At 69.7% G+C, this 24108-nt stretch carries 23 protein-coding genes and 1 riboswitch; of the genes, 16 read left to right on the plus strand and 7 right to left on the minus strand.

Going from position 1 to position 24108, the window contains the following annotated elements:
- Positions 1 to 55: 55 nt before the first annotated feature.
- Positions 56 to 247: riboswitch (cobalamin riboswitch) on the minus strand.
- A 202-nt stretch (positions 248 to 449) separates the two neighbouring features.
- Genes cbiE through cobM form a run of 4 tightly spaced genes read left to right on the plus strand, consistent with a single transcriptional unit; the run spans position 450 to position 4318 of the window.
- Positions 450 to 1730 (plus strand): precorrin-6y C5,15-methyltransferase (decarboxylating) subunit CbiE, encoded by a 1281-nt coding sequence (gene cbiE / locus DIE03_RS15420; protein ID WP_124452006.1) that lies wholly within the window; start codon positions 450 to 452, stop codon positions 1728 to 1730.
- Positions 1730 to 2818 (plus strand): cobalt-precorrin-5B (C(1))-methyltransferase, encoded by a 1089-nt coding sequence (locus DIE03_RS15425; RefSeq protein ID WP_124451714.1) that lies wholly within the window; start codon positions 1730 to 1732, stop codon positions 2816 to 2818. Before cbiE ends, DIE03_RS15425 begins: the two co-directional genes overlap by 1 nt.
- Positions 2815 to 3546, plus strand: a complete 732-nt coding sequence (locus DIE03_RS15430) for a cobalt-precorrin-6A reductase (RefSeq protein WP_124451716.1) — start codon at positions 2815 to 2817, stop codon at positions 3544 to 3546. Before DIE03_RS15425 ends, DIE03_RS15430 begins: the two co-directional genes overlap by 4 nt.
- 43 nt (positions 3547 to 3589) lie before the next feature.
- The gene (cobM, locus tag DIE03_RS15435) at positions 3590 to 4318 is read left to right on the plus strand and encodes a precorrin-4 C(11)-methyltransferase (protein WP_124451718.1); all 729 of its coding nucleotides are present in this window, start codon (positions 3590 to 3592) and stop codon (positions 4316 to 4318) included.
- Here cobM and DIE03_RS15440 read toward each other — a convergent pair whose 3' ends face one another.
- Positions 4319 to 5239, minus strand: coding sequence for a DMT family transporter (locus DIE03_RS15440; protein WP_185658163.1), 921 nt, complete (start codon positions 5237 to 5239; stop codon positions 4319 to 4321).
- Between the two features lie 117 nt (positions 5240 to 5356).
- Between DIE03_RS15440 and DIE03_RS15445 the strand changes: the two genes are divergently transcribed.
- Positions 5357 to 5893: a MarR family winged helix-turn-helix transcriptional regulator gene (locus DIE03_RS15445; protein WP_185658164.1), complete on the plus strand. Its 537-nt coding sequence runs from the start codon at positions 5357 to 5359 to the stop codon at positions 5891 to 5893.
- Between the two features lie 10 nt (positions 5894 to 5903).
- Here the strand turns inward: DIE03_RS15445 and DIE03_RS15450 are convergent, their stop codons facing one another.
- Positions 5904 to 7082 (minus strand): MFS transporter, encoded by a 1179-nt coding sequence (locus DIE03_RS15450; RefSeq protein WP_124451724.1) that lies wholly within the window; start codon positions 7080 to 7082, stop codon positions 5904 to 5906.
- Between the two features lie 128 nt (positions 7083 to 7210).
- On the opposite strand from DIE03_RS15450, the gene DIE03_RS15455 reads away from it, so the two are divergent.
- On the plus strand, positions 7211 to 7732 hold the full coding sequence (locus DIE03_RS15455) for a MarR family winged helix-turn-helix transcriptional regulator (RefSeq protein ID WP_124451726.1): 522 nt from the start codon (positions 7211 to 7213) through the stop codon (positions 7730 to 7732).
- A 192-nt stretch (positions 7733 to 7924) separates the two neighbouring features.
- On the opposite strand, the gene DIE03_RS15460 is transcribed toward DIE03_RS15455, so the two are convergent.
- From DIE03_RS15460 to DIE03_RS15475, 4 genes are all read right to left on the minus strand, one after another.
- Positions 7925 to 8158, minus strand: a complete 234-nt coding sequence (locus tag DIE03_RS15460) for a hypothetical protein (protein WP_124451731.1) — start codon at positions 8156 to 8158, stop codon at positions 7925 to 7927.
- Between the two features lie 317 nt (positions 8159 to 8475).
- Positions 8476 to 9180, minus strand: coding sequence for a glutathione binding-like protein (locus DIE03_RS15465; protein ID WP_124451733.1), 705 nt, complete (start codon positions 9178 to 9180; stop codon positions 8476 to 8478).
- A gap of 163 nt (positions 9181 to 9343) precedes the next feature.
- Positions 9344 to 10468 carry a porin gene (locus DIE03_RS15470; protein ID WP_124451735.1) on the minus strand — a complete coding sequence of 375 codons (1125 nt, stop codon included), beginning with the start codon at positions 10466 to 10468 and terminating at the stop codon, positions 9344 to 9346.
- Positions 10469 to 10698: 230 nt separating this feature from the next.
- Positions 10699 to 13392: a LuxR C-terminal-related transcriptional regulator gene (locus DIE03_RS15475; protein WP_124451737.1), complete on the minus strand. Its 2694-nt coding sequence runs from the start codon at positions 13390 to 13392 to the stop codon at positions 10699 to 10701.
- A gap of 243 nt (positions 13393 to 13635) precedes the next feature.
- Here DIE03_RS15475 and DIE03_RS15480 point away from each other — a divergent pair, with 243 nt between their 5' ends.
- From DIE03_RS15480 to DIE03_RS15505, 6 genes are all read left to right on the plus strand, one after another.
- Positions 13636 to 14568, plus strand: coding sequence for a universal stress protein (locus DIE03_RS15480; RefSeq protein ID WP_124451739.1), 933 nt, complete (start codon positions 13636 to 13638; stop codon positions 14566 to 14568).
- Positions 14569 to 14586: 18 nt separating this feature from the next.
- On the plus strand, positions 14587 to 15567 hold the full coding sequence (locus tag DIE03_RS15485) for a quinone oxidoreductase (RefSeq protein ID WP_124451741.1): 981 nt from the start codon (positions 14587 to 14589) through the stop codon (positions 15565 to 15567).
- Between the two features lie 10 nt (positions 15568 to 15577).
- Positions 15578 to 16426: a TauD/TfdA family dioxygenase gene (locus DIE03_RS15490; RefSeq protein WP_124451743.1), complete on the plus strand. Its 849-nt coding sequence runs from the start codon at positions 15578 to 15580 to the stop codon at positions 16424 to 16426.
- Positions 16427 to 16546: 120 nt separating this feature from the next.
- The gene (locus DIE03_RS15495) at positions 16547 to 17602 is read left to right on the plus strand and encodes a 3-keto-5-aminohexanoate cleavage protein (protein WP_124451745.1); all 1056 of its coding nucleotides are present in this window, start codon (positions 16547 to 16549) and stop codon (positions 17600 to 17602) included.
- Positions 17603 to 17757: 155 nt separating this feature from the next.
- Positions 17758 to 19086, plus strand: a complete 1329-nt coding sequence (locus tag DIE03_RS15500; protein WP_124451747.1) for an MFS transporter — start codon at positions 17758 to 17760, stop codon at positions 19084 to 19086.
- A 17-nt stretch (positions 19087 to 19103) separates the two neighbouring features.
- Positions 19104 to 19679: an alpha/beta hydrolase gene (locus DIE03_RS15505; protein ID WP_124451749.1), complete on the plus strand. Its 576-nt coding sequence runs from the start codon at positions 19104 to 19106 to the stop codon at positions 19677 to 19679.
- A gap of 117 nt (positions 19680 to 19796) precedes the next feature.
- Here DIE03_RS15505 and DIE03_RS38285 read toward each other — a convergent pair whose 3' ends face one another.
- On the minus strand, positions 19797 to 19940 hold the full coding sequence (locus DIE03_RS38285; protein ID WP_185658165.1) for a hypothetical protein: 144 nt from the start codon (positions 19938 to 19940) through the stop codon (positions 19797 to 19799).
- Positions 19941 to 19987: 47 nt separating this feature from the next.
- On the opposite strand from DIE03_RS38285, the gene DIE03_RS15510 reads away from it, so the two are divergent.
- From DIE03_RS15510 to DIE03_RS15525, 4 genes are read left to right on the plus strand one after another with little or no spacing between them, the layout of a single operon-like run.
- Positions 19988 to 21154: an ABC transporter substrate-binding protein gene (locus DIE03_RS15510; protein ID WP_124451751.1), complete on the plus strand. Its 1167-nt coding sequence runs from the start codon at positions 19988 to 19990 to the stop codon at positions 21152 to 21154.
- 49 nt (positions 21155 to 21203) lie between these two features.
- Positions 21204 to 22283, plus strand: a complete 1080-nt coding sequence (locus tag DIE03_RS15515; RefSeq protein WP_124451753.1) for an ABC transporter ATP-binding protein — start codon at positions 21204 to 21206, stop codon at positions 22281 to 22283.
- On the plus strand, positions 22280 to 23149 hold the full coding sequence (locus DIE03_RS15520) for an ABC transporter permease (protein ID WP_124451755.1): 870 nt from the start codon (positions 22280 to 22282) through the stop codon (positions 23147 to 23149). Before DIE03_RS15515 ends, DIE03_RS15520 begins: the two co-directional genes overlap by 4 nt.
- Entirely contained in the window at positions 23149 to 24072 is a 924-nt protein-coding gene (locus tag DIE03_RS15525; RefSeq protein WP_124451757.1) for an ABC transporter permease, read from the plus strand. Before DIE03_RS15520 ends, DIE03_RS15525 begins: the two co-directional genes overlap by 1 nt.
- Positions 24073 to 24108 lie beyond the last annotated feature (36 nt).

A 24108-nucleotide genomic window follows, 5' to 3' on the forward strand; every position in this document is an offset into this window, starting at 1 on the left:
ACAGTGTCGCGCCGCGGCCAACGCATCGGTACACCCCGCCCGACGCCGACTGGCACGCACGCACTTTCTGGCCGGCAGGTCTCCTGGCTGACAGGTCGGCGCCGGCTCCCGGCCTTCCCGGTGAAACCAGTGGCATGAGGGGGAGATCGGCTCGCTGTCTACAGTTGCGGGGGCAGCCACAGCGGCGCGCGGCGCGCCCTGTGTTCCCTCTTCGGCCCCGAAGGGCACCGGCGAACGAACGGCCGTAGGATACCCGATTTCGACCGCGATTCGCGACCGGATGGCCGTTTGCGGCGGGCGAAACGGGCAGCGGCCGTGCGCCGGCGGGCCGGCAGATGAAACGCGGGAGGGAACACGGTACCATGCCGTTCTTTGCAATGCGGACGGCGGCGCCGGCGCTTTCGCGGCCGGGCGGCGACACGATGGAATCGAACGATGGGGAAGAGTGCATGACGGCGTGGCTGACGGTAGTGGGCATCGGCGACGACGGTTACGCGGGGCTCGGCCGCAGCGCACGGCGCGCGCTGCTCGACGCGACGCTCGTGGTCGGCGCGAAGCGGCATCTCGACATGCTGCCCGCGCGGCTGCCGGCCGCGCGCGAAGCGTGGCCGTCGCCGTTCAACCTGGCGGGCGTGCTCGCACGGCGCCCGTCGCCCGTGTGCGTGCTCGCGAGCGGCGACCCGATGCTGTTCGGCGTCGGCGCGACGCTCGCGCGCCAGCTTTCCCCCGACGAATGGCGCGCGCTGCCCGCACCGTCGTCGCTGTCGCTCGCGGCCGCGCGCCTCGGCTGGGCGCTGCAGGACGTCGGCGCGGTCTCGCTCGTCGGCCGTCCGCTCGCGACGCTCGCGCGGCATCTGCTGCCGGGCCGGCGCCTGTTCGTGCTGAGCGCCGACGGCCGCACGCCGGCCGCCGTCGCGGCTGAACTCGCCGCGCGCGGTTTCGGGCCGACGCGCATCAGCGTGTTCGAACATCTGGGCGGCCCGCTCGAGCGGCGTCTCGACGGCCTCGCGCAGGACTGGACCGTCGCCGAAACGGCCGCGCTCAACCTGATCGCGCTCGACTGCCAGGCCGGCCCCGACGCGCCGCGCCGCGCGCTTACGCCCGGTCTGCCGGACGACGCCTATCGTCACGACGGCCAGCTCACCAAGCGCGACCTGCGCGCGATGACGCTCGGCCGCCTCGCGCCCGCGCCCGGCGAGCTGCTGTGGGACGTCGGCGCGGGCAGCGGCTCGATCGGCATCGAATGGATGCGCGCGCATCCGTCCTGCCAGGCGATCGCGATCGAAGCGCATGCGGAACGGCAGCGCTTCATCGAGCACAACCGCGACACGCTCGGCGTGCCGGGCCTGCAGCTCGTCGCGGGTCGTGCGCCCGATGCGCTTGCCGGGCTTGCCACGCCCGACGCGATCTTCATCGGCGGCGGAGCAACGGCGCCCGGCGTGCTCGACACGTGCTGGGCGTCGCTGAAACCCGGCGGCCGGCTGGTCGCGAACGCGGTCACGCTGCAGGGCGAGCTGGCGCTCGCCGCGTGGCGCGACGCGCACGGCGGCACGCTCACGCGCGTGTCGCTCGCGCATGCCGAACCGCTCGGCCGCTTCGACACGTGGCGCCAGCCGCTGCCCGTCACACTGTACGACGTGCGCAAGCCCGACGCGGCCGAGCTGGCCGATGCGATCGACGCGGCCGGGTCACTGAGCCCGGCGAGCCCGGCAAACGCCACGGACGCGTGATGCGCGACGAAACCCCCGAACAGCCCGCGCCGCTACGGTTCGGCTATACGACCGGCAGCTGCGCGACCGCGACGTCGCTCGCGGCGGCCCGGCTGCTGCTCGCGGGCCACGCGGACGACGCGGTCGAGATCGTGCTGCCGAAAGGGCAGCGCGTGATGATGCGGCTCGCGTTCTGCCGGACCACGGCCGACGGCGCCGAAGCCGGCACGATCAAGGACGCCGGCGACGATCCGGACGTCACGCACGGTGCGCTGATCTTCGCGCGCGTCGCGCTCGCGGCCGCGCCGGGCGTGCGTTTTCACGCGGGGCCCGGCGTCGGCACGGTCACGCGCGCGGGGCTGACGCTGCCGGTCGGCGAACCGGCGATCAATCCGGTGCCGCGCCAGATGATGACGACGCACCTGGAAGCGCTGGCGGCCGAACAAGGCTACGCAGGCGGCTTCGACGTGACGATCGGCGTCGAAGGCGGCGAGGCGCTCGCGCTGAAGACGATGAACCCGCGCCTGGGGATCGTCGGCGGGCTGTCGATCCTCGGCACGACCGGCATCGTGCGGCCGTTCTCGTGTTCGGCCTATATCGCGTCGATCCACCAGGGTATCGATGTCGCCCGCGCAAACGGCATCGCGCATATCGCCGCGTGCACGGGCAACGCGAGTGAAGACGCGATGCGCGCGCACTACCACCTGCCAGACATGGCGCTGATCGAGATGGGCGATTTCGCGGGCGCGGTACTCAAGCACCTGCGGCGCGCACCGGTCGCGCGGCTGTCGATGTGCGGCGGCTTCGGCAAGCTCAGCAAGCTCGCGGCCGGCCACCTCGACCTGCACAGCCGCCATTCGAGCATCGACCTGCCGCTGCTCGCGCAATGGGCGGCCGAAGCCGGCGCGAGCGATGCGCTGCAGGCCGCGATGCGCGCCGCGAACACGAGCCAGGAAGCGCTGAAGCTTGCACGGGCCGACGGCGTGCCGCTCGGCGATCTCGTCTGCGCGCAGGCGCTGCGCGTCGCACGCGACATCGTGCCGCCGTCGGTCGCCGTCGAAATGTTCGCGATCGACCGCCAGGGCCGCTTCGTCGGGGAAGCGCGATGAGCGCGCGCATCCTGCTGCTCGGCGGCACCGGCGATGCGCTGAAGATTGCACGCGCGCTCGGCCCGCATCACGTGTACAGCCTGGCCGGACTCGGCAAGGTGCCCGACGACCTGCGCTGCGACGTACGCGTCGGCGGCTTCGGCGGCGCCGCCGGGCTGGTCGCCTATCTGCGCGATGCCGGCATCGGCCTCGTGATCAACGCAACGCATCCGTATGCCGCGCAAATCAGCGCGAACGCCGCTGCCGCGACCCGCGATGCGGGCGTGCCGCTCTGGGCGCTGCGCCGCGCGCCCTGGACGCCGCAACCGGGCGACGACTGGCGGATGGTCGACGACTGGGCCGGCATCGAAGCCGCGCTGGCGCCGTTCAGGCGGCCGCTGTTCACGCTCGGCCGCGCACCGCTCGCGCACCTCGACACGATCCCGCCGCACCAGTTCTGGCTCGTGCGCTGCCTCGACGCGCACCCCGGCAACGCGCAGGCGCAGATCATCGCCACGCGCGGGCCGTTCACGCTCGACAGCGAGCGTGCGCTGTTCGCGCTGACGGGCATCGACGTCGTCGTCAGCAAGGACAGCGGCGGTGCGGCCACCGAGGCCAAGCTCGATGTCGCACGCGAACGCAGGCTGCCGGTCGTGATGCTGCGGCGGCCGCCGCTGCCCGATGCCGACCGCGCATTCGACTCGGTCGCGGCACTGCTCGACGCACTCGATCCGGCCGCGCGCGCATGACGCGGCGCGGCGGATCGTCCAACGAATTGACGGAGAATTTTCGATGACGGTGTATTTCATCGGCGCGGGCCCCGGCGACCCGGAGCTGATCACGGTGAAGGGCCAGCGCCTCGTGCGCACGTGCCCGGTGATCCTGTATGCGGGCTCGCTGGTGCCGCCGGCCGTGCTCGACGGTCATCGCGCGGAGCAGGTCGTCAATACGGCCGAGCTCGACCTCGACGCGATCGTCGCGCTGCTCGCGGCCGCGCATGCGAAAGGGCAGGACGTCGCACGCGTGCATTCGGGCGACCCGTCGCTGTACGGTGCGATCGGCGAGCAGATCCGCCGGCTGAAGGCACTCGGGATTCCCTACGAAATCGTGCCGGGCGTGACAGCCACGGCTGCGTGCGCGGCGACGCTCGGCGTCGAGCTGACGCTGCCCGGCGTCGCGCAGACGGTGATCCTCACGCGCTTCGCGGGCAAGACGACGATGCCGGAAGGCGAAACACTCGGCTCGCTCGCCGCGCACCGCGCGACGCTCGCGATCCATCTCGGCGTGCGCCATCTCGCGCGCATCGTCGACGAGGTGCTGCCGCATTACGGCGCGGACTGCCCGGTCGCGGTGATCTATCGCGCAAGCTGGCCGGACGAGGAGCGCGTGACGGGTACGCTCGCGGACATCGCCGGCAAGGTGCAGGGCACGCAGATCGAGCGCACCGCGCTGATCCTGATCGGACGCGTGCTCGACGCCGAAGGGTTCGCGGATTCGACGCTGTACGCGAGCGCCGGCTGATCACGCGCGCGCTGGCCCGGGCGCGGCGTGCCGTTCGCGCAAGTGTGTGTAGAGCGCCGCGCCGATCGTGATCGCGCCGCCGACGAAATAGACCGGCGATGCCGATTCGCCGAGGATCAGGATCGAAGCGGCGATACCGACGACGGGAATCAGGTTGAGCACGACCACGCTCCAGTACGACGGGTTGTCGCGTGCGCCGTGAAAATAGAACAGGAACGCGAGCGTGAACTGCAGCACGCCGATCGCGAGCGCGGGCCACACGGCCGACCATGGCGGCAGGCGGTGCAGCCCATGGCTGCCGTCCGCGTCGACGCCCAGCAGTACGAGCGCGAGCACCAACGAACCAACCTGCTGGATCAGCAGCATCGCCGTCGCGGAAGGGATCGTCACGGCCTGCGTCGACAGCGACACGTACAGCGCGGCCACCATCACGCCGGCGAATACGAACGCGTCGCCGCGCAGCGATGCACGGCCGTCCGCCGATGCATCGCCGAGCGTGATGACGACCACGCCCATCAACGCGACGACACCGGCGACCAGCAACCGCCGGTCGATCCGGAACCGGAACAGCACGATGTTGAATGCGAGGATACCGAGCGGCTCGAGCGCAAAGATCACTGCCGTATGCAGCGCGGACGTCGATTGCATGCCGACGAACCCGAGGTAGTACGCCCCGCACGGTTCGAGCATGCCGATTAGCGCGACGATGGCAACCTGCGCCGGAGCAAAGCCAAGGCCGGCCAGGCTGACACGTTGTGCCGCGGCGAGACACGCGAGCACCGCGACGCTGGCGGCGACCTGCAGCACGATCAGCCACGCGGGCGACAGTGCAGGCAGCGCCATCTTGCTGAACGGAATCGCGACGCCCCAGCACAGCGTCGCCATGATCAGGCATCCGGTCTTGCGCGCGCTGTCGTTCATGCATGGACTCCACGGGGCAGATCGCATCGGCACGTAGAATGCGGACGTGCGGCTGACATCGTCGAAACGATGATTTAAATTATATGCGTGACGCACACATATACTAGGAGCACATCCGTGAAAAGGCAACGGCTGAACAATCTGCTGGGCGCGCTCGCGCTTGCGCTGAACGACCGGGTAGAGGACGCGATCGCCCGCGAAACCGGGCTGCACGGGTCGAGCGCGGATGCGCTCGTGCTGTTGTCGCAGGCCCATGCGCTGACGATCGACTCGCTGGCGCGGCAATTGATGCTCGTGCATTCGTCGGCCGTGCGGCTCGCCGAGCGGATGGCGCAGGAGGGGCTCGTCGAGCGCGAGCCCGGCGAGGACAAGCGGACGGTCGTGCTGACGCTGACCGAGGCCGGGCACGCTGCGGTACAGCAGATCCTGGCCGCACGCGGATCGGCGATCGCGGATGTCACGCGCACGCTGACGCCCGAGCAATGCGCGCAACTGATGCCGATCTGCGAGCAACTGGTCGGCACCTTGGCCGACGACATGCACAATGCGATCCGCGTGTGCCGGCAGTGCGACGAGGATGCGTGCGACTTGCGGCGCTGTCCGTCGGAGCGGGCTTACCGGCGGTTCGCCGCGGAACGGGACGCGGGCGGCTGACGCGGGAGCCCTAGGCGCGCGCCACCTGCCGCGCCAGCCGCGGCGCAAACCCGGCCGCCAGCGCGAACAGCACGACACACAGGCACGCCATCGCGATCCACGCGGGCGTCAAATCGGCGAGATGCTGGCGCACGATGCCTGCCGCGAACGGGAACAACCCGGCGATCAGATAACCGATACCCTGCACGAACCCCGTCAGCGATGCGGCATCGGCCGGCGTCGCCGCATGATCGACGGTAACGATCAGCGACAGCGGAAACAGCGCACCGATCCCCGCGCCGAGCAGCAGTGCAGCCGGCAGCGCGAGCGCGTCGGGCGCAGCCAGCATCACCAGCAATCCGACGAACAGCGACGCGATCGCCGCATGCAGCGCGGGCCGGCGATCGGGCAGGCGGTCGATCGTCGCCGAGATCGTCAGCCCCGCGACGACTTCCGCGAGCGTCACGCCGCCGAGCAGGCTGCCGGCCGCCGTCGGCGACCAGCCGAGCCGCATGTAGTACGGCGGCAGCCACGCGAGCACGAGCGTGTAGGCGCCCGTCGCGATGCCGAAGAACAGCGCGAGCCGCCACGCGCGCGGCGAACGCGACGGCCGCGCCTGCGACGTCGAGGCCGGCCCGGCCGCGAACCCGTCGCCGCCGCGGCTGGCCAGCGGCCAGGCCAGCGCGGCAACCGCCGCCGGCACCGCCCAGCCCGCGAGCGCGGCGAGCCAGCCCCAGCGTGCTGCCGCGAACGGCGCGACGACGCTCGCGAGCACCGCGCCACCCATGATCGACGTCGAATAGACGCCCATCGCGCCGCCGATGCGCGTCGCGAAATGCGCCTTCACGAAGCCGGGCAGCAGCGCCTGCACCATCGCGATCCCGACGCCCGCGCAGCAGGCGCTCGCGAGCAGCAGCCACGCGTGCTGCGCGCCGATGCGTGACACGCAGGCCAGCCCGATCAGCGCGACACCGAGCCAGACGCCGCCCGCGATGCCGGTCACGCGCTGCAGGCGCCGTGCGCTCAGCGCGCCGAGCCCCATCAGCAGGATCGGGATCGTCGTCAGCAGGCTGGCCGCACCGTCGCCGATGCCGGTCGTGCGCTGGATCATGTCGAGCAGCGGGCCGACCGCGGCGAGCGCGGGCCGCAGGTTCAGCCCGACGAGCACGATGGCGGCAAGCCGCCATCCGGGGGAAGTGAAGCGATTCATGCAAGGCCCTCGATATCGATGCGCGGTCGCCGACGGGGCGCCGCACGTTTTCAGGTAAAGTATCTCGACATCAAGATAAATGCTGATTTATCTCGACGTCAAGATAACTGGTGAGCCGAGGAGGGTTAATGGATCGAGCCGCGCACGCGCTCGCGCAATGGCGCGCGGAACGTCCGGATCTCGACGCAACGTCGATGGTGGTGATGGGGCGGCTGCAGGAAGCCGCGCTCGTGATCGCTCGCGACCGTCTCAATCCGCTGTTTGCGCGCTACGGGATGCAGCCGGGCGAATTCGATGTGCTCGCGACGCTGAGGCGCAGCGGGGCGCCGTTCGCGCTGACGCCGACCGCGCTGTACGACGCGTTGATGATGTCGTCGGGCGGGATGACCGCGCGCATCGACCGACTGCAGAAGGCCGGCTGGGTCGAGCGCCGGCCGAACCCGGCCGACGGACGCGGCACGCTCGTCGCGCTGACGGATGCAGGGCGAGCGCTGATCGACGAAGCAGTTGTCGCGCATATCAACAATCAGCGCGCGTTGCTGGCTGTGTTGTCGGCGGCAGAACAGGTGCAGTTGTCGGAACTGCTGGGGAAGTTGCTGGCGGGGCTGGAAGGTGGGGCGCCGGAAGGGGAGGAAGGGACGTCGCGTTGAAGAATGCGTGATGGAAGCGTGCGCGGCGGGCAGAAAAATTCTTCGTGAATTTTCGTGGACGTCGCTTGCCGACCCTGAACGGCCGCTACCACCTGCGGAAAGTTGACATTCGCTGCATAAGTCACACTCGCATTGTTGACAGTTTCGAAACAACGCTGCTGCTCGATGTCGGCAACAACATCGCGAACAGCATTAGTCTCCGTATTCTGCAATCAGCGCGTAGGCTAGATCTTCAAACCCTTCGACACTTTCATCGCCGCGAAAGCAGGAAACATCCATTCGCCCGTCGTCAAAAACGTCGACCTCAACGCGCATTCCGACAAGCGTCACCGACACCAGTATCGTGTCGCTACGGTGTCGCGAAAGGGAGTAGTACAGTCTCTTTTCGTCTAATTTTTTGAGTAGTTTGTACAGAGGGTGGTCCATGATTTTCTCGAGCTCCTAAATTTCGCCGTTTCGATGCCACTCTGAAACGCCTCTTTTCGGCCCGGTCGGTACCACTCCGGCTCGGCATCGGCCAGCGTTCGCCCTGTAAGTACCTCATACGTCTCCCTGAGGGTCGTTACCAAGGCATGCACGCCAATTGTCATCCATCAATACGCTGACGTCGACCGACCGTTGATGGCCGAACACCGACATTCCTCCCCGGAAATTTGCGATGAACAAAAAAATACCCGCCGCGCAATGCGGCGGGCCTGAGCGGACAGCGGGCCGCACACGGCGGCCCCGTACGGCCGCGCGCGTCAGCCCCGTGCCGGAATGTTGAGCCCGCGCGCGACGGCCGGACGCGCAACAAACGCGTCGAGCACCCGCTTGACGTGCCGGAATTCGCTGAAACCGACCAGGTCGCCCGCTTCGTAGAAGCCGACCAAGTTGCGCACCCACGGGAAGATCGCGATGTCGGCGATCGTGTAGGTATCGCCCATCACCCACTGGCGGTTCGCGAGACGCGCGTCGAGCACGCCGAGCAGGCGCTTCGACTCGTCGACGTAGCGGTCGCGCGGACGCTTGTCCTCGAAGTCGCGGCCCGCGAACTTGTGGAAGAACCCGACCTGGCCGAACATCGGCCCGATGCCGCCCATCTGGAACATCACCCACTGGATCGTCTCGTAGCGGCCCGCAAGATCCTTCGGGATCAGCTGGCCGGTCTTGTCCGCGAGATAGATCAGGATCGCGCCCGATTCGAACAGCGGCAGCGGCTTGCCGTCGGGGCCGTTCGGGTCGATGATCGCCGGGATCTTGTTGTTCGGGTTCAGCGACAGGAATTCGGGCGACAGCTGGTCGTTCGTGTCGAAACGCACGAGGTGCGGCTCGTACGGCAGGCCGGTTTCCTCGAGCATGATCGACACCTTGACGCCGTTCGGCGTCGGCAGCGAGTAGAGCTGGAGACGGTCGGGATGCTGGGCCGGCCACTTGTGCGTGATCGGGAAGGCGGACAGGTCGGGCATGAAAGTTCGCTCGTCGAAGTGGAGGATCCGCGCTCCGTCCGAGCCGCCGCGCTCGCGCGCGATCCACGGCGCGGCGGCGGGCCGGAGCGCGCCGAAAACGCCCACTGTAGCCGATCCCCGGAATCGATGCAGGCGTCGGGCGCCGCCACCCCGCGCGAACCCTTCAGAAGTTGTGCCGCAGCCCGATCATCGCGGCCGTCGTGCCGACGCCGGGCGCGACCGGCTGCCCGTACACGAGCATCTGGTCCATCGTGCCGCGGTTGTTCACGCGGCCGACCTGCGCATAGACCATCGACCGCTTCGACAGGCTGTAGTCGGCCGTGAGCACGACGGCCGTCGAACGGTTCTCCGAGCGGTTGCGGTCCTTCAGGTAGTACACGGCCGACGTCACCTGCAACGCGGGCGTGAACCGATAGCCGACGCCCGCCGACAGCATGTCGAGGTTCACCTTGTCCGCATGCGACGGATTCCTGCCGTTGCCGTACGACGCCGACACCGAAAAGTCGCGGATCGTGTATTTCGCGCCGACGTAGACGAAGCGGTTGTTGTCGACGCCGGTCGGCGCGACGCCCGGCGCCGGGCTCGTGTCGTGGCCGTTGTAGTAGACGGCCGATGCGTTCAGCCCGTAGTTCGCATACCTGAGCACGACGGATTCGCGCGTGCCGCCCTGGAGCTGCCCGGCCACGCCACCGGGCGCGTATTCGAGCGCGATCGACGCGCCTGCGAACGTCGGCGACTGGTAGACGAGCGCATTGCTGTCGTACAGCGCGCCGATCGCAGCGTTGGTGCTCGTCCCCGACCAGCCGGCCGCCGTGTTCAGGCCGAGCCACGCGATCAGCACGCTGCCGAAGAACTGCGCGTTGCGCACGTCGGTGTCGGCCATCGCGTAGATCATCGGCACGATCTGGCGGCCGGCGGTGAACGTGCCGAACGGGCCCGACACGCCGAGCGACGCAACCTGGTTGAAGATCGCGACGGCGCCCGGCGTGTCGCTCAGCTGCATCCTGCCGGTGCCGCTGTCGAACGAACCCTGCAGCTTGAAGTTGATCTTGTAGCCGCCGCCGATGTCCTCGCTGCCCTTGATGCCCCAGAAGCTCGAATAGATGCCGCCGTCCTTCATGCGGAACACCTTGCCGGTATTCGGCGCGCTCGGGCTGAACGACGCGGCCGACGTGCTCTGGTACAGCAGGCCCGAGTCGATCACGCCGTAAAGCATGACGGAGGATTGCGCGTGCGCGAATGCAGAACAGCCGGCAAGCGCCGCGAGCGCGGCCAGTTTCGTCTTCATGAAGTCTCCAGGGTCGTATTGAACCGGACGGGATCGAGCCCGTCCGGGCGAAGCGGGGAAGCATCGGGGCGGGCCGGCCGGCGCGACAGGCGACGCCGGTGCGGGCCGTGCGCAAAGATTACGCAACGGCGCACGGCCGCTCCCCCCCATGCGCGGGGGGCAGGGTTACGGAGAATCGGAAGGGGGGGACGGACAGCCGGGCCGCCACGGACAGCCGGCCCGGACGGGTGTCAGGGTGCGCTTTCGAGCAGCCCCAGCACCAGCGCGCGGCGCACGGCATGCTTGCGCGAGCTCGCGTCGAGCTTGCCGAACAGGTTCTTCAAGTGCCATTTCACGGTTTCCTCGCCGACGGCGAGGGCAACCGCGATCTCCTTGTTCGACAGGTTGCGTGCGAGCAGTTCGAGGATCGCGCGCTCCTTCGGCGTCAGCACGACGCTCGGCACCGCGCGCGGGCTCGCCGCACCGCGCGGCGCGGGCGGCACGATGCGCGGCTGCGGCAGCGCGTGCCGTGCGGGGCCGTCGCCGGCAGCCGCTTCGTCGCCGACGCGACGCGCCCAGTCGGCGACGGCCGGATGCGCGTCGGCAAGCGTGCGCGTCAGCCCGAACATGTCGGCGAGATTCATCGCCTCGTCGAGCAGCGCGCGGCCGCCGCGTCCCGACTGTTCGAGCGCGAACGCGCTGAGCGCCATGATCTCGATGCGCTCGCGCCCCATGCTCATTTCACGCGCGAGCACGGCTGCTTCGTCGAGCGCCGCGCTCGCATCGTCCCAGCGTCGCGCGGCCAGCGCCGCACCCGCGTGCGCGGTCGCCTGCAGCAGCACGACGGGGCGCCGCCACAACGGCCCGTGAGACGGAAATTCCGTCGCGGCGATCGCGTCGATCCGCTCGACGAGCGCATGGCAGGTCGCCTCGCGATAGCGCGCCGCGTGAATGCGCACCTGTTCGGCCAGGCTCGCGACCGACAGGCGCGGCAGCCGGCGCGCGACACCCATCGCGTCGAGCGCTTCGAGCAGGTCGATCGCGCGATGTTCGACACCGCGCAGCAACGCGATGCGTGCGGCCGTGAGATAGCCGAGCAGCACGGTGTCGGGCGTGCCCGCATGCTCGAGCACGTCGAGCCGGTTTGCCAGCAGCGCGGCGGCCTGGTCGACGCGGTCGGCCTCGTACGCGATGGCCGCGCACATCGCCGCGAGCATGCAGGTCAGCGGATGGCGGCGCCCGAGGTCGGCCTCCGCGCGCGCCAGCGCCGGCGACAGTACGTCGTCCGCGAGCCGGATCTGGCCTTCGCGCAGATAGCTCAGGCCCGTGATCAGCTCGCCCCAGCGCGCGACATAGCCGAACCCGGCCGCCGTTTCGCCGCGCGGCGCGGCCTGCTGGAAGCGGCGCGCCTGCGCCGGTTCGCCGACGATGATCGCGCGCGCCGACAGCCGGTTCGCGTGCATCTGCGCGAGCCACGTCGCCGCCGGCGGCGCGAAGTCGGCCCACGGCTCGAACAGCTCGACGAAACGGTCGATCTCGTCGGCGTAGTACGCAGCCGCGCTGAGGATCAGCGCGCATTCGTAGCGCATCGCGGCCGGCGTGCGGCTATCCGCGAGGATGCCCGCGATCTGGCGCTGCGCCTCGACATGACGCTCGCCGAGCGCCAGCGCCCATGCGACCGCGATCCGCAGCGTCGGGCGCTTGTCGAGCTCCGCGTCGGGCAGCAGCGCGAGCCAGTCGAGCACGTCGTTGATGCGGCCCTGCTTGATCGCATCCTCGAGGCAGCGCTGCGCAAGCGCATACGCCGTCTCGAACTGGCCGGCCGCGTACGCGTGGCGCGCGGCTTCCTCGGTCATCCCGTGTGCATCGTGCCATGCCGCCGCGCGTGCGTGCAGCGTGCTGCGCTCGGCGTCGGCCCGCGTGGCGAGGCGGTCGCGCAGCGTGTCGCGCACGAGCGGATGCAGCCGGCACCAGTCCGACTCGTCCGATGCGATGAACAGCGGCGTGTCGCGCGCGAGGCGTGCGAGTCGGTCGGGCGCCTGCGCATCGTCGAGCAGCGCGGCGCACAGCGACGGATGCAGGCGATCGGCGACGCTCGTGCGCGTCAGGAACGCGGTGTCGTCCGCCGACTGGTTCGCGAGCAGCAGTTCGACGAGCCGGTCGCGCGTACCGTCCATGCGTGCGGCGAGCGCATCGACGGCCTGGCGCGGATCGGCCGAGCGCGCCATCGCGGCCATCGCGAGCTGCAGCCCGAGCGGCCAGCCGTCGACGCGTTCGAACAGACGCGCGCACGCGTCGGCGTCCACCCGTTGCGCGAAGCGCGCGCCGACCAGCGCGATCGTCTCGTCGAGCGTGAAGCGCAGCCAGTCGGCGCCCGCGAGCGTGCATTGCCCGCCGGCCAGCAGATCGCCGGCCGCGTGATCGAGCCCGCGTCGTGCGGCGACGACGACATGCAGGTTCTGCGGCGCGTTGTGCAGCACGTAGGTCAGCGCGTCCAGGCCGGTGGCCGGCAGCCGCTCGGCATCGTCGACGATCAGCAGCGCGTCGATCGACAATTGCGCGACTTCGGCGAGCCACGCGGTCAGGCCGTCCAGCGCGCGCGCCGCACCGCCCGGAACCAGCCGCCCGAAGCCGGGCCGCGCGCAACCGGTGCGCACCGCCTGCACGAGCCCCTGCAGCAGCCGCTGTGCATCGTCGCGCTCGTCGGCCGACAGCCACACGACCGCGCGGCCGAGCGCGAGGGCCTCGCGGCGCCATTGCGCGAGCAGCGACGTCTTGCCGTAACCGGCCGGCGCCTGCACCAGCGTAACCGGCCGGCCGTCGAACGCCGGTGCGGCGAGACTCAGCCGCGCGCGGGCGAGCAACTGCGCCGGCACGCGCGGCGCGGTCGTCTTCAAGACCAGTTCGGTGGGGGGCGCGTCGGCGCGATCGGGTGGGTGGGCCATCGGGGCAGCAGTCGGAGTCCGGCGATGCCGTGCGGGCCAGCGTCCGGGGTGGGCGTGGGGGGAAGGATCGGCCGAACCGCGTTCGCCCGTCAATCCCCCCCGCGACGAGTGGGGCCGCACCGGCGCCGCGTCGATAGCATGGGTTCCGATGCATGACGAACGCCGCGAGGAGGGCACCCATGATGATCGTATCGACCGGCACGCGGCGCAGCGCGCCGAGCGCCGGATAAGCGGAGCGGCGCGATGTACCGCCATCTGCTCGTGATGGTCGACGGCGTGCCCGGCGGCATCGACGCGATCGGCCATGCGCTCGAACTGGCGCGAGCGGTCGGCGCGCGGGTCACGTTCGTGCTGTCCGGCACTGCGCCGGACTCGTGTTTATCCGGAGCGCGGCTGCCGGAACACGGTGCGAAAGTGGAAGCCGCCGCCCGGGCGCAGGGCCTGTCTCATGCGATCGCGGGGGCCGGCCATCCGGGGGCCGGCCATCCGACAAGCGATGACGCCTCGCCCGGCGCGCTGGCCGGCGAGCTCGGCTGCGACCTGATCGGCGTCGCGGCGCTCCCGCCGGATGCCGATGCGGCGAAACGCGCGCTGCGGCAGCACCTGCTCGCGACGAGCGCCGTGCCGGTACTGGTGTGCTCGTCGCACCGGACGCCCGCCGAAGCGCGCGTGATGGCGCGTTGTCTCGATGTGCATCGCATGGTCGGCGTGCTGCTGCAGGCGCTGATGGCGTGCGGTACAGACGCGAACGAACCGCTGCGGCTGGCGATCGACGCCAGGCGTGCACTGGCCTCGCTCGCCGCGCTGCAGCACGCGCGTTTCGGCACGGCCACCGAAGCGCGGCTCTTCGCGGCATTGCGGGTCCGCGCGGAGTGCGTCGCGGCCGAACTGGACGAACTCGACCGCCAGCGGCAGCGCGACGCGCAAGCGCTCGGCGCGCTCGCCCGGATCGCCGCAGACGGGCTGCCGTCGGCCGCGTTCGACACGGCGCTGGCCCGCTATGCGCACGGCGCGTTCGAGCAGATGGGGCGGATCGAAGGCGTGATTTTCCCGGCCGCGCGGCGCTACCTGGGCGACGCCGACTGGAACGAACTGGACGAACCGCTGGCGGACCGCGCTACTGCGACGCCGCCGGGCATGAATGAACCTGACGATGCGCGACGCGCATCGGACTGAGACCCTACGGAGAACACGATGGCACATGCAGTGCGATTCCACGAAACCGGCGGCCCCGACGTGCTGCGCTGGGAGACAGTCGACGTCGGCGATCCCGGCGCCGGCCAGGTGCGGCTGCGGCACGAGGCCGTCGGCCTGAATTTCGCCGACACGTACTTCCGCAGCGGCCTGTATCCGGTGCCGCTGCCGGCCGGCATCGGCGTCGAGGCGGCCGGCGTGGTCGAGGCCGTCGGCCCGGGCGTGACGAACGTCGCCGTCGGCGATCGCGTGACCTACACCGGCTTCCTGAACACGCTCGGCGCGTACAGCACCGAACGGCTGATCCCGGCCGCGCCGCTCGTCCGGCTGCCGGCCGGCATCTCGTGCGAAACGGCCGCCGCGATGACGATGCGCGGGCTCACGTCGGCCTACCTGCTGCGCCGCATCCATGCGTTCGCGCCGGGCGACGCGATCCTGCTGCATGCGGCCGCCGGCGGCGTCGGGCTGATCGTGTCGCAATGGGCGAAGCTGCTCGGGCTCACGGTGATCGGCACCGTGTCGAGCGAGCACAAGGCCGCGATCGCCCGCGCACACGGCTGCGACCATACGATCGACTACAGCCGCGAGGATGTCGCGAAGCGCGTGCGCGAACTGACGGACGGCGCGGGCGTCGACGTCGTGTTCGACAGCGTCGGCAAGGACACCTTCGAAGGCTCGCTCGATTCGCTGAAGCGGCGCGGGCTGATGGTCTGCGTCGGCACCGCGTCGGGACCGATCCCGCCGTTCGATCCGCAGCGCCTCGCGATGAAGGGCTCGCTGTACCTGACGCGCCCGGCGCTGGCCGACTACATCGCCGATCCGGCCGAGAAGAACGACCTGGCCGGCGAACTGTTCGCGCACGTCGCGGCCGGCCGCATCAGGATCGAGATCAACCAGCGCTATGCGCTGCAGGACGCCGCGCAGGCACACCGTGATCTCGAATCGCGCAAGACGACCGGTTCGTCGGTGTTCATCGTCTGAGGAGACGCGCATGCGAGTCGAACCCCTGACCTGCGCGATCGGCGCGGAACTGCTGGATGTGAGCCTCGCCGACGCCGTGCACGACGACGGCCTGTTCGCCGAGATCCGCGCGCAGCTGCTGCGGCATCGCGTGCTGTTCCTGCGTGACCAGGACATCACGCGCGCCGAGCATGTCGCGTTCGCGCGGCGCTTCGGCGAGCTCGAGGATCATCCGGTCGCCGGCAGCGATCCCGAGCACCCGGGGCTCGTGCGGATCTACAAGTCGCCCGACCAGCCGAACGACCGCTACGAGAATGCGTGGCACAGCGATGCGAGCTGGCGCGTGGCGCCGCCGTTCGGCTGCGTGCTGCGCTGCATCGAGGGTCCGCAGGTTGGCGGCGACACGATGTGGGCGAACATGGTGCTCGCGTACGAGAACCTGCCGGATCACGTGAAGCAGCAGATCGCCGACTTGCGCGCGCGCCACAGCATCGAGGCGAGCTTCGGCGCGGCGATGCCGATCGACAAGCGGCTCGCACTGAAGGCGCAGTACCCGGACGCCGAGCATCCGGTCGTGCGCACGCATCCCGAAACCGGCGAGAAGGTGCTGTACGTGAACGCGTTCGCGACGCATTTCACGAACTTCCACACGCCCGGCCGCGTGCGCGTCGGCCAGGACGCGAATCCTGGCGCCGGCCAGTTGCTGCACTACCTGATCAGCCAGGCATTTATCCCCGAATACCAGGTGCGCTGGCGCTGGAAGAAGAACAGCGTCGCGATCTGGGACAACCGCAGCACGCAGCATTACGCGGTGATGGACTACCCGCCGTGCGTGCGCAGGATGGAACGCGCGGGCATCGTCGGCGACGTGCCGTTCTGAGCGCGAGCGCCCCTTAACCGATCCGCAACGCTGCACACGACGCGCCGGGCCCGCCGCCCGGCACGGCGGGATACGCACGCCCGTACGCCCGCAACACAACGATTTCCACTGGAGGACGACATGCAATTTCTCGACGATTCGCTGCACCCGGAAAACCAGGACAAGGTGGTCATCACGGTCGCGCCGTACGGCCCCGAATGGATGCCGGCCGATTTTCCGGAAGACATTCCGGTGACGATGGACGAGCACGTGCAGAAGGCCGTCGACTGCTACAACGCAGGCGCGACCGTGCTGCACCTGCATGTGCGCGAGCTCGACGGCAAGGGCAGCAAGCGGCTGTCGAAATTCAACGAGCTGCTCGGCCGGCTGCGCGAAGCGGTACCCGACATGATCCTGCAGGTCGGCGGCTCGATCTCGTTCGCGCCGGAAGGCGACGGCGCCGAAGCGAAATGGCTGTCCGACGACACGCGCCACATGCTCGCGGAATTGACGCCGAAGCCCGACCAGGTGACGGTCGCGATCAACACCGTGCAGATGAACATCACCGAGCTGATGAACCGCAACGACATCGCCGGCACGTCGCTGAACGAAGCCGCGCTGTGGGACGCGTACCGCGAGATGACGGTGCCGGCCGGCCCCGGCTGGGTCGACGAGCACTTGCGCCGCCTGCAGGCGGCCGGCATCCAGCCGCATTTCCAGCTCACCGGCATGCATGCACTCGAAACGCTCGAGCGGATCATCCGGCGCGGCGTCTATCGCGGCCCGCTGAACGTCACGTGGGTCGGCATCGGCGGCGGCTTCGACGGCCCGAATCCGTACAACTTCATGGAATTCGTCCGGCGCTGCCCGGACGGCGCGTGCATCACGCTCGAATCGCTGATGAAGAACGTGCTGCCGATCAACACCGTCGCGATGGCGCTGGGCCTGCATCCGCGCTGCGGGATCGAGGACACGCTCATCGACCAGAAGGGCAACCGGATGACGTCGGTGCAGCAGGTCGAGCAGTGCGTGCGGATCGCGCGCGAACTCGGCCGCGACATCGCGACCGGCAAGGAAGCGAAGGCGATCTACCGGATCGGCGTGCAGTACGACGGCGTCGACGAAACGCTCGCGCAGCTCGGGATGGCACCGAACCGCCGGCCGGGCCAGCTGAGCGTGCCGCTGCGCGCGGCCTGACGCGCCGCGCAGCCGGGCGGCCCGCGAGCGCCGCCCGCCGATCGATGTGGTGCGGCACCCATCCTCGCGCGGCGCGCGAGGCAAGCTCCGCCGGACGGAGCGGGGCCGCGCAAGCCGCGCCGGCGCATGGCCGCCCGGTGCCGGAGGAGACACGCATGTTGATTCATCACGTCGAGCCGTCGCTGCAGGACCTGACGGCCACCGAGCGGCGCGCGCCTGCGTATGCGTGGCTCGTGTTCGGGCTGACCGTCGGGCTGCTGCTGTCGGACTACATGTCGCGGCAGGTGCTCAATGCGGTGTTTCCGCTGCTCAAGCACGCGTGGGCGCTGTCGGACACGCAGCTCGGCTCGCTCTCCGGCGTCGTCGCGCTGCTGGTCGGCCTGCTGACGTTTCCGCTGTCGGTGCTCGCCGACCGCTTCGGGCGCGTGCGCAGCATCGTGCTGATGGCCGCGCTGTGGAGCGTCGCGACGCTCGGCTGCGCGCTGTCGACCAATTACGCGGAAATGCTCGTCGCGCGCGGCCTCGTCGGGCTCGGCGAAGCCGCGTACGGCAGCGTCGGCGTCGCGCTGATCCTCAGCATCTTTCCGGCCCGGCTGCGTGCGACGCTGACGGGCGCGTTCATGGCCGGCGGCGCGTTCGGCTCGGTGTTCGGGATGGCGCTCGGCGGGCTGGTCGGCGCGCATCTCGGCTGGCGCTGGTCGTTCGGCGTGATGGCCGCGCTCGGCATCGTGCTGCTCGTCGCGTATCGCTGCGTCGTGACCGAGCGGCGGCTCGCCGCATGCCGTATCGAACCGTGCCGGCGCGATGCCGACGCGCCGCGCGGCCTGCGCGGCAGCGTGCGCGCGCTGATGTCGGGGCTGTTCGCGTCGCGCTCGGTGATCTGTGCGTATCTCGGCAGCGGATTGCACCTGTTCGTGCCGGGCGCGCTGTTCGCGTGGCTGCCGAGCTACCTGAACCGCTACTACGCGATGGCGCCCGACCGCGCGGCCGTGCTCGCGGCCGGCTTCGTGCTGATCGCGGGCGTCGGGATGGTCGGCTGCGGCATCGTCACCGACCGCGTCGGGCGTGCCGACGGCTCGCGCAAATGGCTGACCGCGATCGCCTACTGCGTGCTCACCGGCGTTTGCCTCGCACTCGCGTTCCGGCTGCCGCCGGGGCCGCTGCAGCTCGCGCTGATCTGCGCGGGCATGCTGGTCGGCGCGGGCGCGTCCGGCGCATCGGGCGCGATGGTCGCGAACCTGACGCCGGCCGCGATCCACGCGTCGGCGTTCGCGACGCTCACGCTCGCGAACAACCTGCTCGGCATGGCGCCGGGCCCGCTGCTGACGGGGTGGGTCGCCGATCGCGCCGGCCTCGTCGGCGCACTGCAATGGATTCCCGTCGTGCCGCTCGCGGCCGCCGTGCTGTTCGCGATCGGACGCGCAAGTTACGCGGCCGATCTCGCACGCGCCGAACGCGAACGGCGCGCATCCCGACTTTCCTGAACCCTCCCGGAGGCTGCATGACCCTGGCGACCACGCCCACCATCCTGATCGTGCCCGGCTTGCGCGACCACGTCGAAGACCACTGGCAGACGCATCTCGAACGGCGCCTGCCGAACGCACGTTCCGTCGCGCCGCTCGAAGCCGACAAGCTGAGCCGCGCCGCACGCGTCGCGGCACTCGATGCGGCGCTAGCCGCGATCGACGGCCCCGTGATTCTCGTCGCGCACAGCGCGGGCGTGATGATCACCGTGCACTGGGCGCGGCAGGCTACGCGTGCGATCCACGGCGCGCTGCTGGCAGCACCGGCCGACCTCGACATGCCGATGCCCGCCGGCTATCCGCCGCCCGACGCGATCGACGCGCATGGCTGGACGCCCGTGCCGACGCAGCGGCTCCCGTTCCCGAGCATCGTCGCCGCGAGCCGCAACGATCCGCTCGCGCGCTTCGAGCGTGCCGAGGCGTTCGCGGCAGGGTGGGGCAGCAAGCTCGTCGATCTCGGCGAGGTCGGGCATCTGAACCCGGCCTCCGGATATGGCGAGTGGCATGACGCCGAACGGCTGATCGGCGAAGTGGCGGCGCTCGGCGCGGCCTGACTGAATATCGCTCCACCACGCGCCGGCCCGGCCGAGTTCCGGCGCGCCTCCCGTCGCCATCGGCCGTGATGCGGACGCGAACCGATGCCATCTCGTCACTCATCGAGATATGACGTCCTAACACGCGGTCCATTCGGCGCCGCGACGCTCCACCATGCCGGTCAGGACGCCAATCGTCATCAAACGGAAGGTTTTTGTCAGGGAAAGTCCCGCCCCGCGCGCCGTGGTTTTTTGTTGACCGACATCGTATAACGCCGTCATGATTTCCTGAAAAGAAAGGTCCCATCCACCGACCGAAGTGAGGAGACATGAACACCACCACGATCGCTCGCCGTGTCCGCCGGATCGCACTCGCACTGGGTTTCACGCTGTCGGCCGCGGCGGCCGTTGCCGCTCCCGTGTCACTGAACATCGTCGACGTCGCGGGCAACCTGCAGCTCACGCAGAAGGCCATCGAGGCGTTCCGGGACAAGAACCCGACCCTCGTGTCGAACGTCACGTTCACCAATGCGCCGGCACCGCAGCTGCCGGGCAAGATCAAGGCGATGCAGGCGGCGGGGCGCTCCGACATCGACCTCGTGCTGACCGGCACCGACGCGCTGGCCGCCGGCATCGAACAGAACCTGTGGCAGAAGCTGCTGCCCGACAACGCGGCCGCGTTACCCGGCGTGCTCGACAAGTACGCGCCCGGCCCGCGCAAGATGCAGGATCTCGCGCAGGGCTTCGGCCTCGAGGTCACCTACATGCCGGCCGGCCCGCTGCTCGAATACAACCCGGCGAAGGTCAGCGACCCGCCGAAGACGCCCGATCAGCTGCTCGCCTGGTGCAAGGCGCACCCGAACAAGCTGATCTATGCGCGTCCGGCGAATTCGGGCCCCGGCCGCACGTTCCTGATGGGGCTGCCGTACGTGCTCGGCGACAAGAATCCGCAGGACCCGATCAACGGCTGGGACAAGACCTGGGCGTTCCTGAAGGCGCTGAACGATTGCGTGCCGTACTACCCGGGCGGCACGTCGGCGGTGATGAAGGAGCTCGGCGAAGGCACGCGCGACATGACCGTGACCGTCACGGGCTGGGACCTCAACCCGCGCGCGCTCGGCATCGTCCCGGCCGAGTTCAAAGTCCAGGCGTTCGACAACATGACGTGGGTCAACGACGCCCACTACATGGTGATCCCGAAGGGCGTGCCGAAGGAAAAGCTCGACGTGCTGTTCAAGCTGATGAACTTCCTGCTCGAACCGGCGCAACAGGCGATGACCTACGACGACGGCTACTTCTATCCGGGCCCGGCGGTCAAGGGCGTGACGCTCGAGATGGCGCCCGCGCACAGCCAGGAGGTCGTGCGCAAGTTCGGCCGCCCCGAATACGCGAAGCTGCTCGCCGATCGCCCGCACGTGCAGCCGCTCAACGCGCAGGCAATGGTCGCCGCGTTCCAGAAGTGGGATCGCGAGATCGGCTCGCAAAAGTCGAAGTGACGCCTGAACCGGCGGGCGCCGCGGCGCCCGCGTCGATGGAGTTCGCGCAATGAAGCACAGTTTCGAACGGTTGCGGCTCGACGGCGTGTGCCGCAGTTTCACCAATGCGGAAGGCGCGCAGGTTGCCGCGCTGAACGGGCTCGACCTCGAGATCCGGCGCGGCGAATTCATCGCGCTGCTCGGCCCGTCGGGCTGCGGCAAATCCACCGCGCTGAACTGCATCGCGGGGCTGCAGCCGCTGACGAGCGGCGGCATCTGGCTCGACGACACGCGCATCGACGTGCTGCCGCCCGAGCGCCGCGGCTTCGGGATGGTGTTCCAGAACTACGCGCTGTTTCCGCACATGTCGGTGCTCGACAACGTCGGCTTCGGCCTCAAGATGCGCGGCGTGCCGAAGCAGGAAACGCGGCGGCGCGCGCAGCAGGCGCTCGACCTCGTGCAGCTCGTCGGCCACGAGGGCAAGCTGCCGGGGCAACTGTCGGGCGGGCAGCAGCAGCGCGTCGCGATTGCGCGCGCGATCGTGATCGAGCCGCCGCTCGTGCTGATGGACGAGCCGCTGTCGAACCTCGACACGAAGCTGCGCATCGAGATGCGCGCCGAGATCCGCCGCATCCACACGCAGCTCGAACGCGCGACGATCTACGTGACGCACGACCAGGACGAGGCGCTGTCGATGGCCGACCGCATCGTCGTGATGAAGGAGGGCGTCGTGCAGCAGGTCGCGTCGCCGAAGGACGTCTACACGCGCCCGCACAACCTGCACGTCGCACGCTTCATGGGCTACCGCAACGTGCTGCCGTTCACGCTCGAGGGGATGGCCGGCGATGACGTTCGGGTCGCGGCGGGCGGCGTACGGCTCACGGGCGTGCCGATGGCCGGCTTCGACGCGAAGGACGTCGTGGTCGCGCTGCGCCCCGACGACATCGAGCGCGCGGACGAGGGCGGCGACAACGCATTCGACGCGACCGTCGAAACGGTCGAATACGGCGGCCGCGACTCGCTGATCCGGGCCGTCACGCCGTTCGGCGCGATCTGGGCGCGCGTCGCCGGCGAATTCGCGGAAGGCGAGCGGTTGCGGCTGCGCGTCGCGCCTTCGCGCACGCTCGTCTACGCAGCGGAGCCCGCGTGAGCACGCTCGCGTCCGGCGCGCCGCGCGACGCGAAGGCCTGGCTCGTCACGCCCGCGCTCGCGTTCATCGCCGCGCTGTTCATCTACCCGTTCGCGTACGGCCTCGTGCTGTCGTTCCAGCCGATGAACGGCGGCGGCGCGCTCGCGAACTACGTGCAGTTCTTCACCGATACCGCGATGTGGCCGACCGTGCTCGTCACGCTGAAGCTCGCGGTACCGGCGACGCTGCTCAACGTCGGCATCGCGATACCCGTCGCATTCGCGCTGCGCCGCAACTCGCCGTACCAGAAGTTCGTCACGACGCTGCTCGTGATTCCCGTCACGCTCGGCACGGTGCTCGTCGCCGACGGGATGCTCACGTATTTCGGGCCGAACGGCTGGTTTCCGCAGGCACTGCAGGGGCTGCACCTGTACACCGACGAAGTGCGCCTCACGCACAACTACTGGGGCGTGCTGCTGTCGCTGATCGTGTCGGGCTTTCCGTTCGCGTTCCTGCTGATGCTGTCGTACATCAGCGGCATCGACCCGACGCTCGCACGCGCGGCCGCGACGCTCGGCGCGAACCCGTGGCAGCAGTTCCGGCAGATCTACCTGCCGCTGCTCGTGCCGGGGCTCACGATGGCCGCGTGCCTGTCGTTCGTGCAGGCGTTCTCGGTGTTCCCGTCGGCCGTGCTGCTCGGCGCGCCGGCCGGCCCGACGCGCGTGATCTCGATCGCCGCGGCCGAAGCCGCGTTCGAGAGCTACGACTACGCGCTCGCATCGGCGATCGCGATCGTGATGGGCTTCGTCCAGCTGCTGGTGGTCGCGTCGATGCTCGGCGCACGCCGCTTCTTCTATACGGGCGCGGTCACGGGAGGCAAGGGCTGATGGCGACCGACAATCATGCCGCGCGCACCTGGCCGCCGAAACACGACGCGCCTGACGTACGGCCTGTCGATGCAAGGAAACCGCACCGGATGAAAAGCAATCTCGCCGGCCGTGCCTGGAAGGCGCTCGTCTGGGGGCTGATGGCGTTCTTCCTGCTGAACGTGATGCTGCTGATCGCGACCGTCGCGGTGAACTCGGTCGCGACGCGCTGGTTCGGCACGCCGCTGCCGCAGGGCTTCACGCTGCACTGGTACGCGAAGGCGTGGGAGGACTTCCAGCTCGCGAGCGTGCTGTGGGTGACCGTCGAAGTCGTCGGTGCGGTCGTGCTGCTGTCGATCGCGCTCGGCGTGCCGGCCGCCTATGCGCTCGCGCGCGTGCAGTTTCGCGGCAAGCGCTTCGCGCTGCTGGTGTTCCTGCTGCCGCTGATGGTGCCGCCCGTCACGTACGGGATCCCGATGGCGACCGTGATGTACAAGATCGGGCTCGCGGGCACGCTGCCGGGCGTGATCCTCGCGAACCTCGTGCCGGCGCTGCCGTTCGTGATCCTCGTGATGACGCCGTTCATCGAGCAGATCGACCCGAACCTCGAATCCGCCGCGCGCATCTTCGGCGCGAACACGTGGCGCTATTTCCGCTACGTGCTGCTGCCGCTGCTGGTGCCCGGCATGCTTGCGGCCGGGCTGCTCGTGCTGGTGCGCACGATCGGGATGTTCGAGCTGACGTTCTTCACCGCGGGACCGAGCACGCAGACGCTCGTCGTCGCGCTGTATTACGCGGTGTTCTCGACCGGCGTGCGCGCGCCGCAGTCGATCGACGCAATGGCGATGATCTACATGGCCATCACGCTCGTCTGGGTCGTGATCGCGCTGCAGTTCGTGAGCCCGACGCAGCTGGTCAGCCGCGTGAAGCAGGAGCGGCAGTAGGCCAGCGCGTCACGCGGCCGCGCCGGACGTCCGTGC

This window comes from Burkholderia sp. Bp8992 (genome assembly GCF_003853705.1).
Taxonomy (GTDB): domain Bacteria; phylum Pseudomonadota; class Gammaproteobacteria; order Burkholderiales; family Burkholderiaceae; genus Burkholderia.

Bases quoted from the DNA above. Each gene is read 5' to 3' on its own strand.
- DIE03_RS15450 (WP_124451724.1), bottom strand. From the start codon at position 7,082: ATGAATCGCTTCACTTCCCCCGGATGGCGGCTTGCCGCCATCGTGCTC.
- DIE03_RS15525 (WP_124451757.1), top strand. From the start codon at position 23,149: ATGGCGACCGACAATCATGCCGCGCGCACCTGGCCGCCGAAACACGAC.
- DIE03_RS15430 (WP_124451716.1), top strand. From the start codon at position 2,815: ATGAGCGCGCGCATCCTGCTGCTCGGCGGCACCGGCGATGCGCTGAAG.
- DIE03_RS15485 (WP_124451741.1), top strand. From the start codon at position 14,587: ATGGCACATGCAGTGCGATTCCACGAAACCGGCGGCCCCGACGTGCTG.
- DIE03_RS15470 (WP_124451735.1), bottom strand. From the start codon at position 10,468: ATGAAGACGAAACTGGCCGCGCTCGCGGCGCTTGCCGGCTGTTCTGCA.
- cobM (WP_124451718.1), top strand. From the start codon at position 3,590: ATGACGGTGTATTTCATCGGCGCGGGCCCCGGCGACCCGGAGCTGATC.
- DIE03_RS15455 (WP_124451726.1), top strand. From the start codon at position 7,211: ATGGATCGAGCCGCGCACGCGCTCGCGCAATGGCGCGCGGAACGTCCG.
- DIE03_RS38285 (WP_185658165.1), bottom strand. From the start codon at position 19,940: ATGACGGCGTTATACGATGTCGGTCAACAAAAAACCACGGCGCGCGGG.
- DIE03_RS15500 (WP_124451747.1), top strand. From the start codon at position 17,758: ATGTTGATTCATCACGTCGAGCCGTCGCTGCAGGACCTGACGGCCACC.
- DIE03_RS15480 (WP_124451739.1), top strand. From the start codon at position 13,636: ATGTACCGCCATCTGCTCGTGATGGTCGACGGCGTGCCCGGCGGCATC.
- DIE03_RS15475 (WP_124451737.1), bottom strand. From the start codon at position 13,392: ATGGCCCACCCACCCGATCGCGCCGACGCGCCCCCCACCGAACTGGTC.
- DIE03_RS15425 (WP_124451714.1), top strand. From the start codon at position 1,730: ATGCGCGACGAAACCCCCGAACAGCCCGCGCCGCTACGGTTCGGCTAT.
- cbiE (WP_124452006.1), top strand. From the start codon at position 450: ATGACGGCGTGGCTGACGGTAGTGGGCATCGGCGACGACGGTTACGCG.
- DIE03_RS15515 (WP_124451753.1), top strand. From the start codon at position 21,204: ATGAAGCACAGTTTCGAACGGTTGCGGCTCGACGGCGTGTGCCGCAGT.
- DIE03_RS15460 (WP_124451731.1), bottom strand. From the start codon at position 8,158: ATGGACCACCCTCTGTACAAACTACTCAAAAAATTAGACGAAAAGAGA.
- DIE03_RS15495 (WP_124451745.1), top strand. From the start codon at position 16,547: ATGCAATTTCTCGACGATTCGCTGCACCCGGAAAACCAGGACAAGGTG.
- DIE03_RS15505 (WP_124451749.1), top strand. From the start codon at position 19,104: ATGACCCTGGCGACCACGCCCACCATCCTGATCGTGCCCGGCTTGCGC.
- DIE03_RS15490 (WP_124451743.1), top strand. From the start codon at position 15,578: ATGCGAGTCGAACCCCTGACCTGCGCGATCGGCGCGGAACTGCTGGAT.
- DIE03_RS15440 (WP_185658163.1), bottom strand. From the start codon at position 5,239: ATGAACGACAGCGCGCGCAAGACCGGATGCCTGATCATGGCGACGCTG.
- DIE03_RS15465 (WP_124451733.1), bottom strand. From the start codon at position 9,180: ATGCCCGACCTGTCCGCCTTCCCGATCACGCACAAGTGGCCGGCCCAG.
- DIE03_RS15510 (WP_124451751.1), top strand. From the start codon at position 19,988: ATGAACACCACCACGATCGCTCGCCGTGTCCGCCGGATCGCACTCGCA.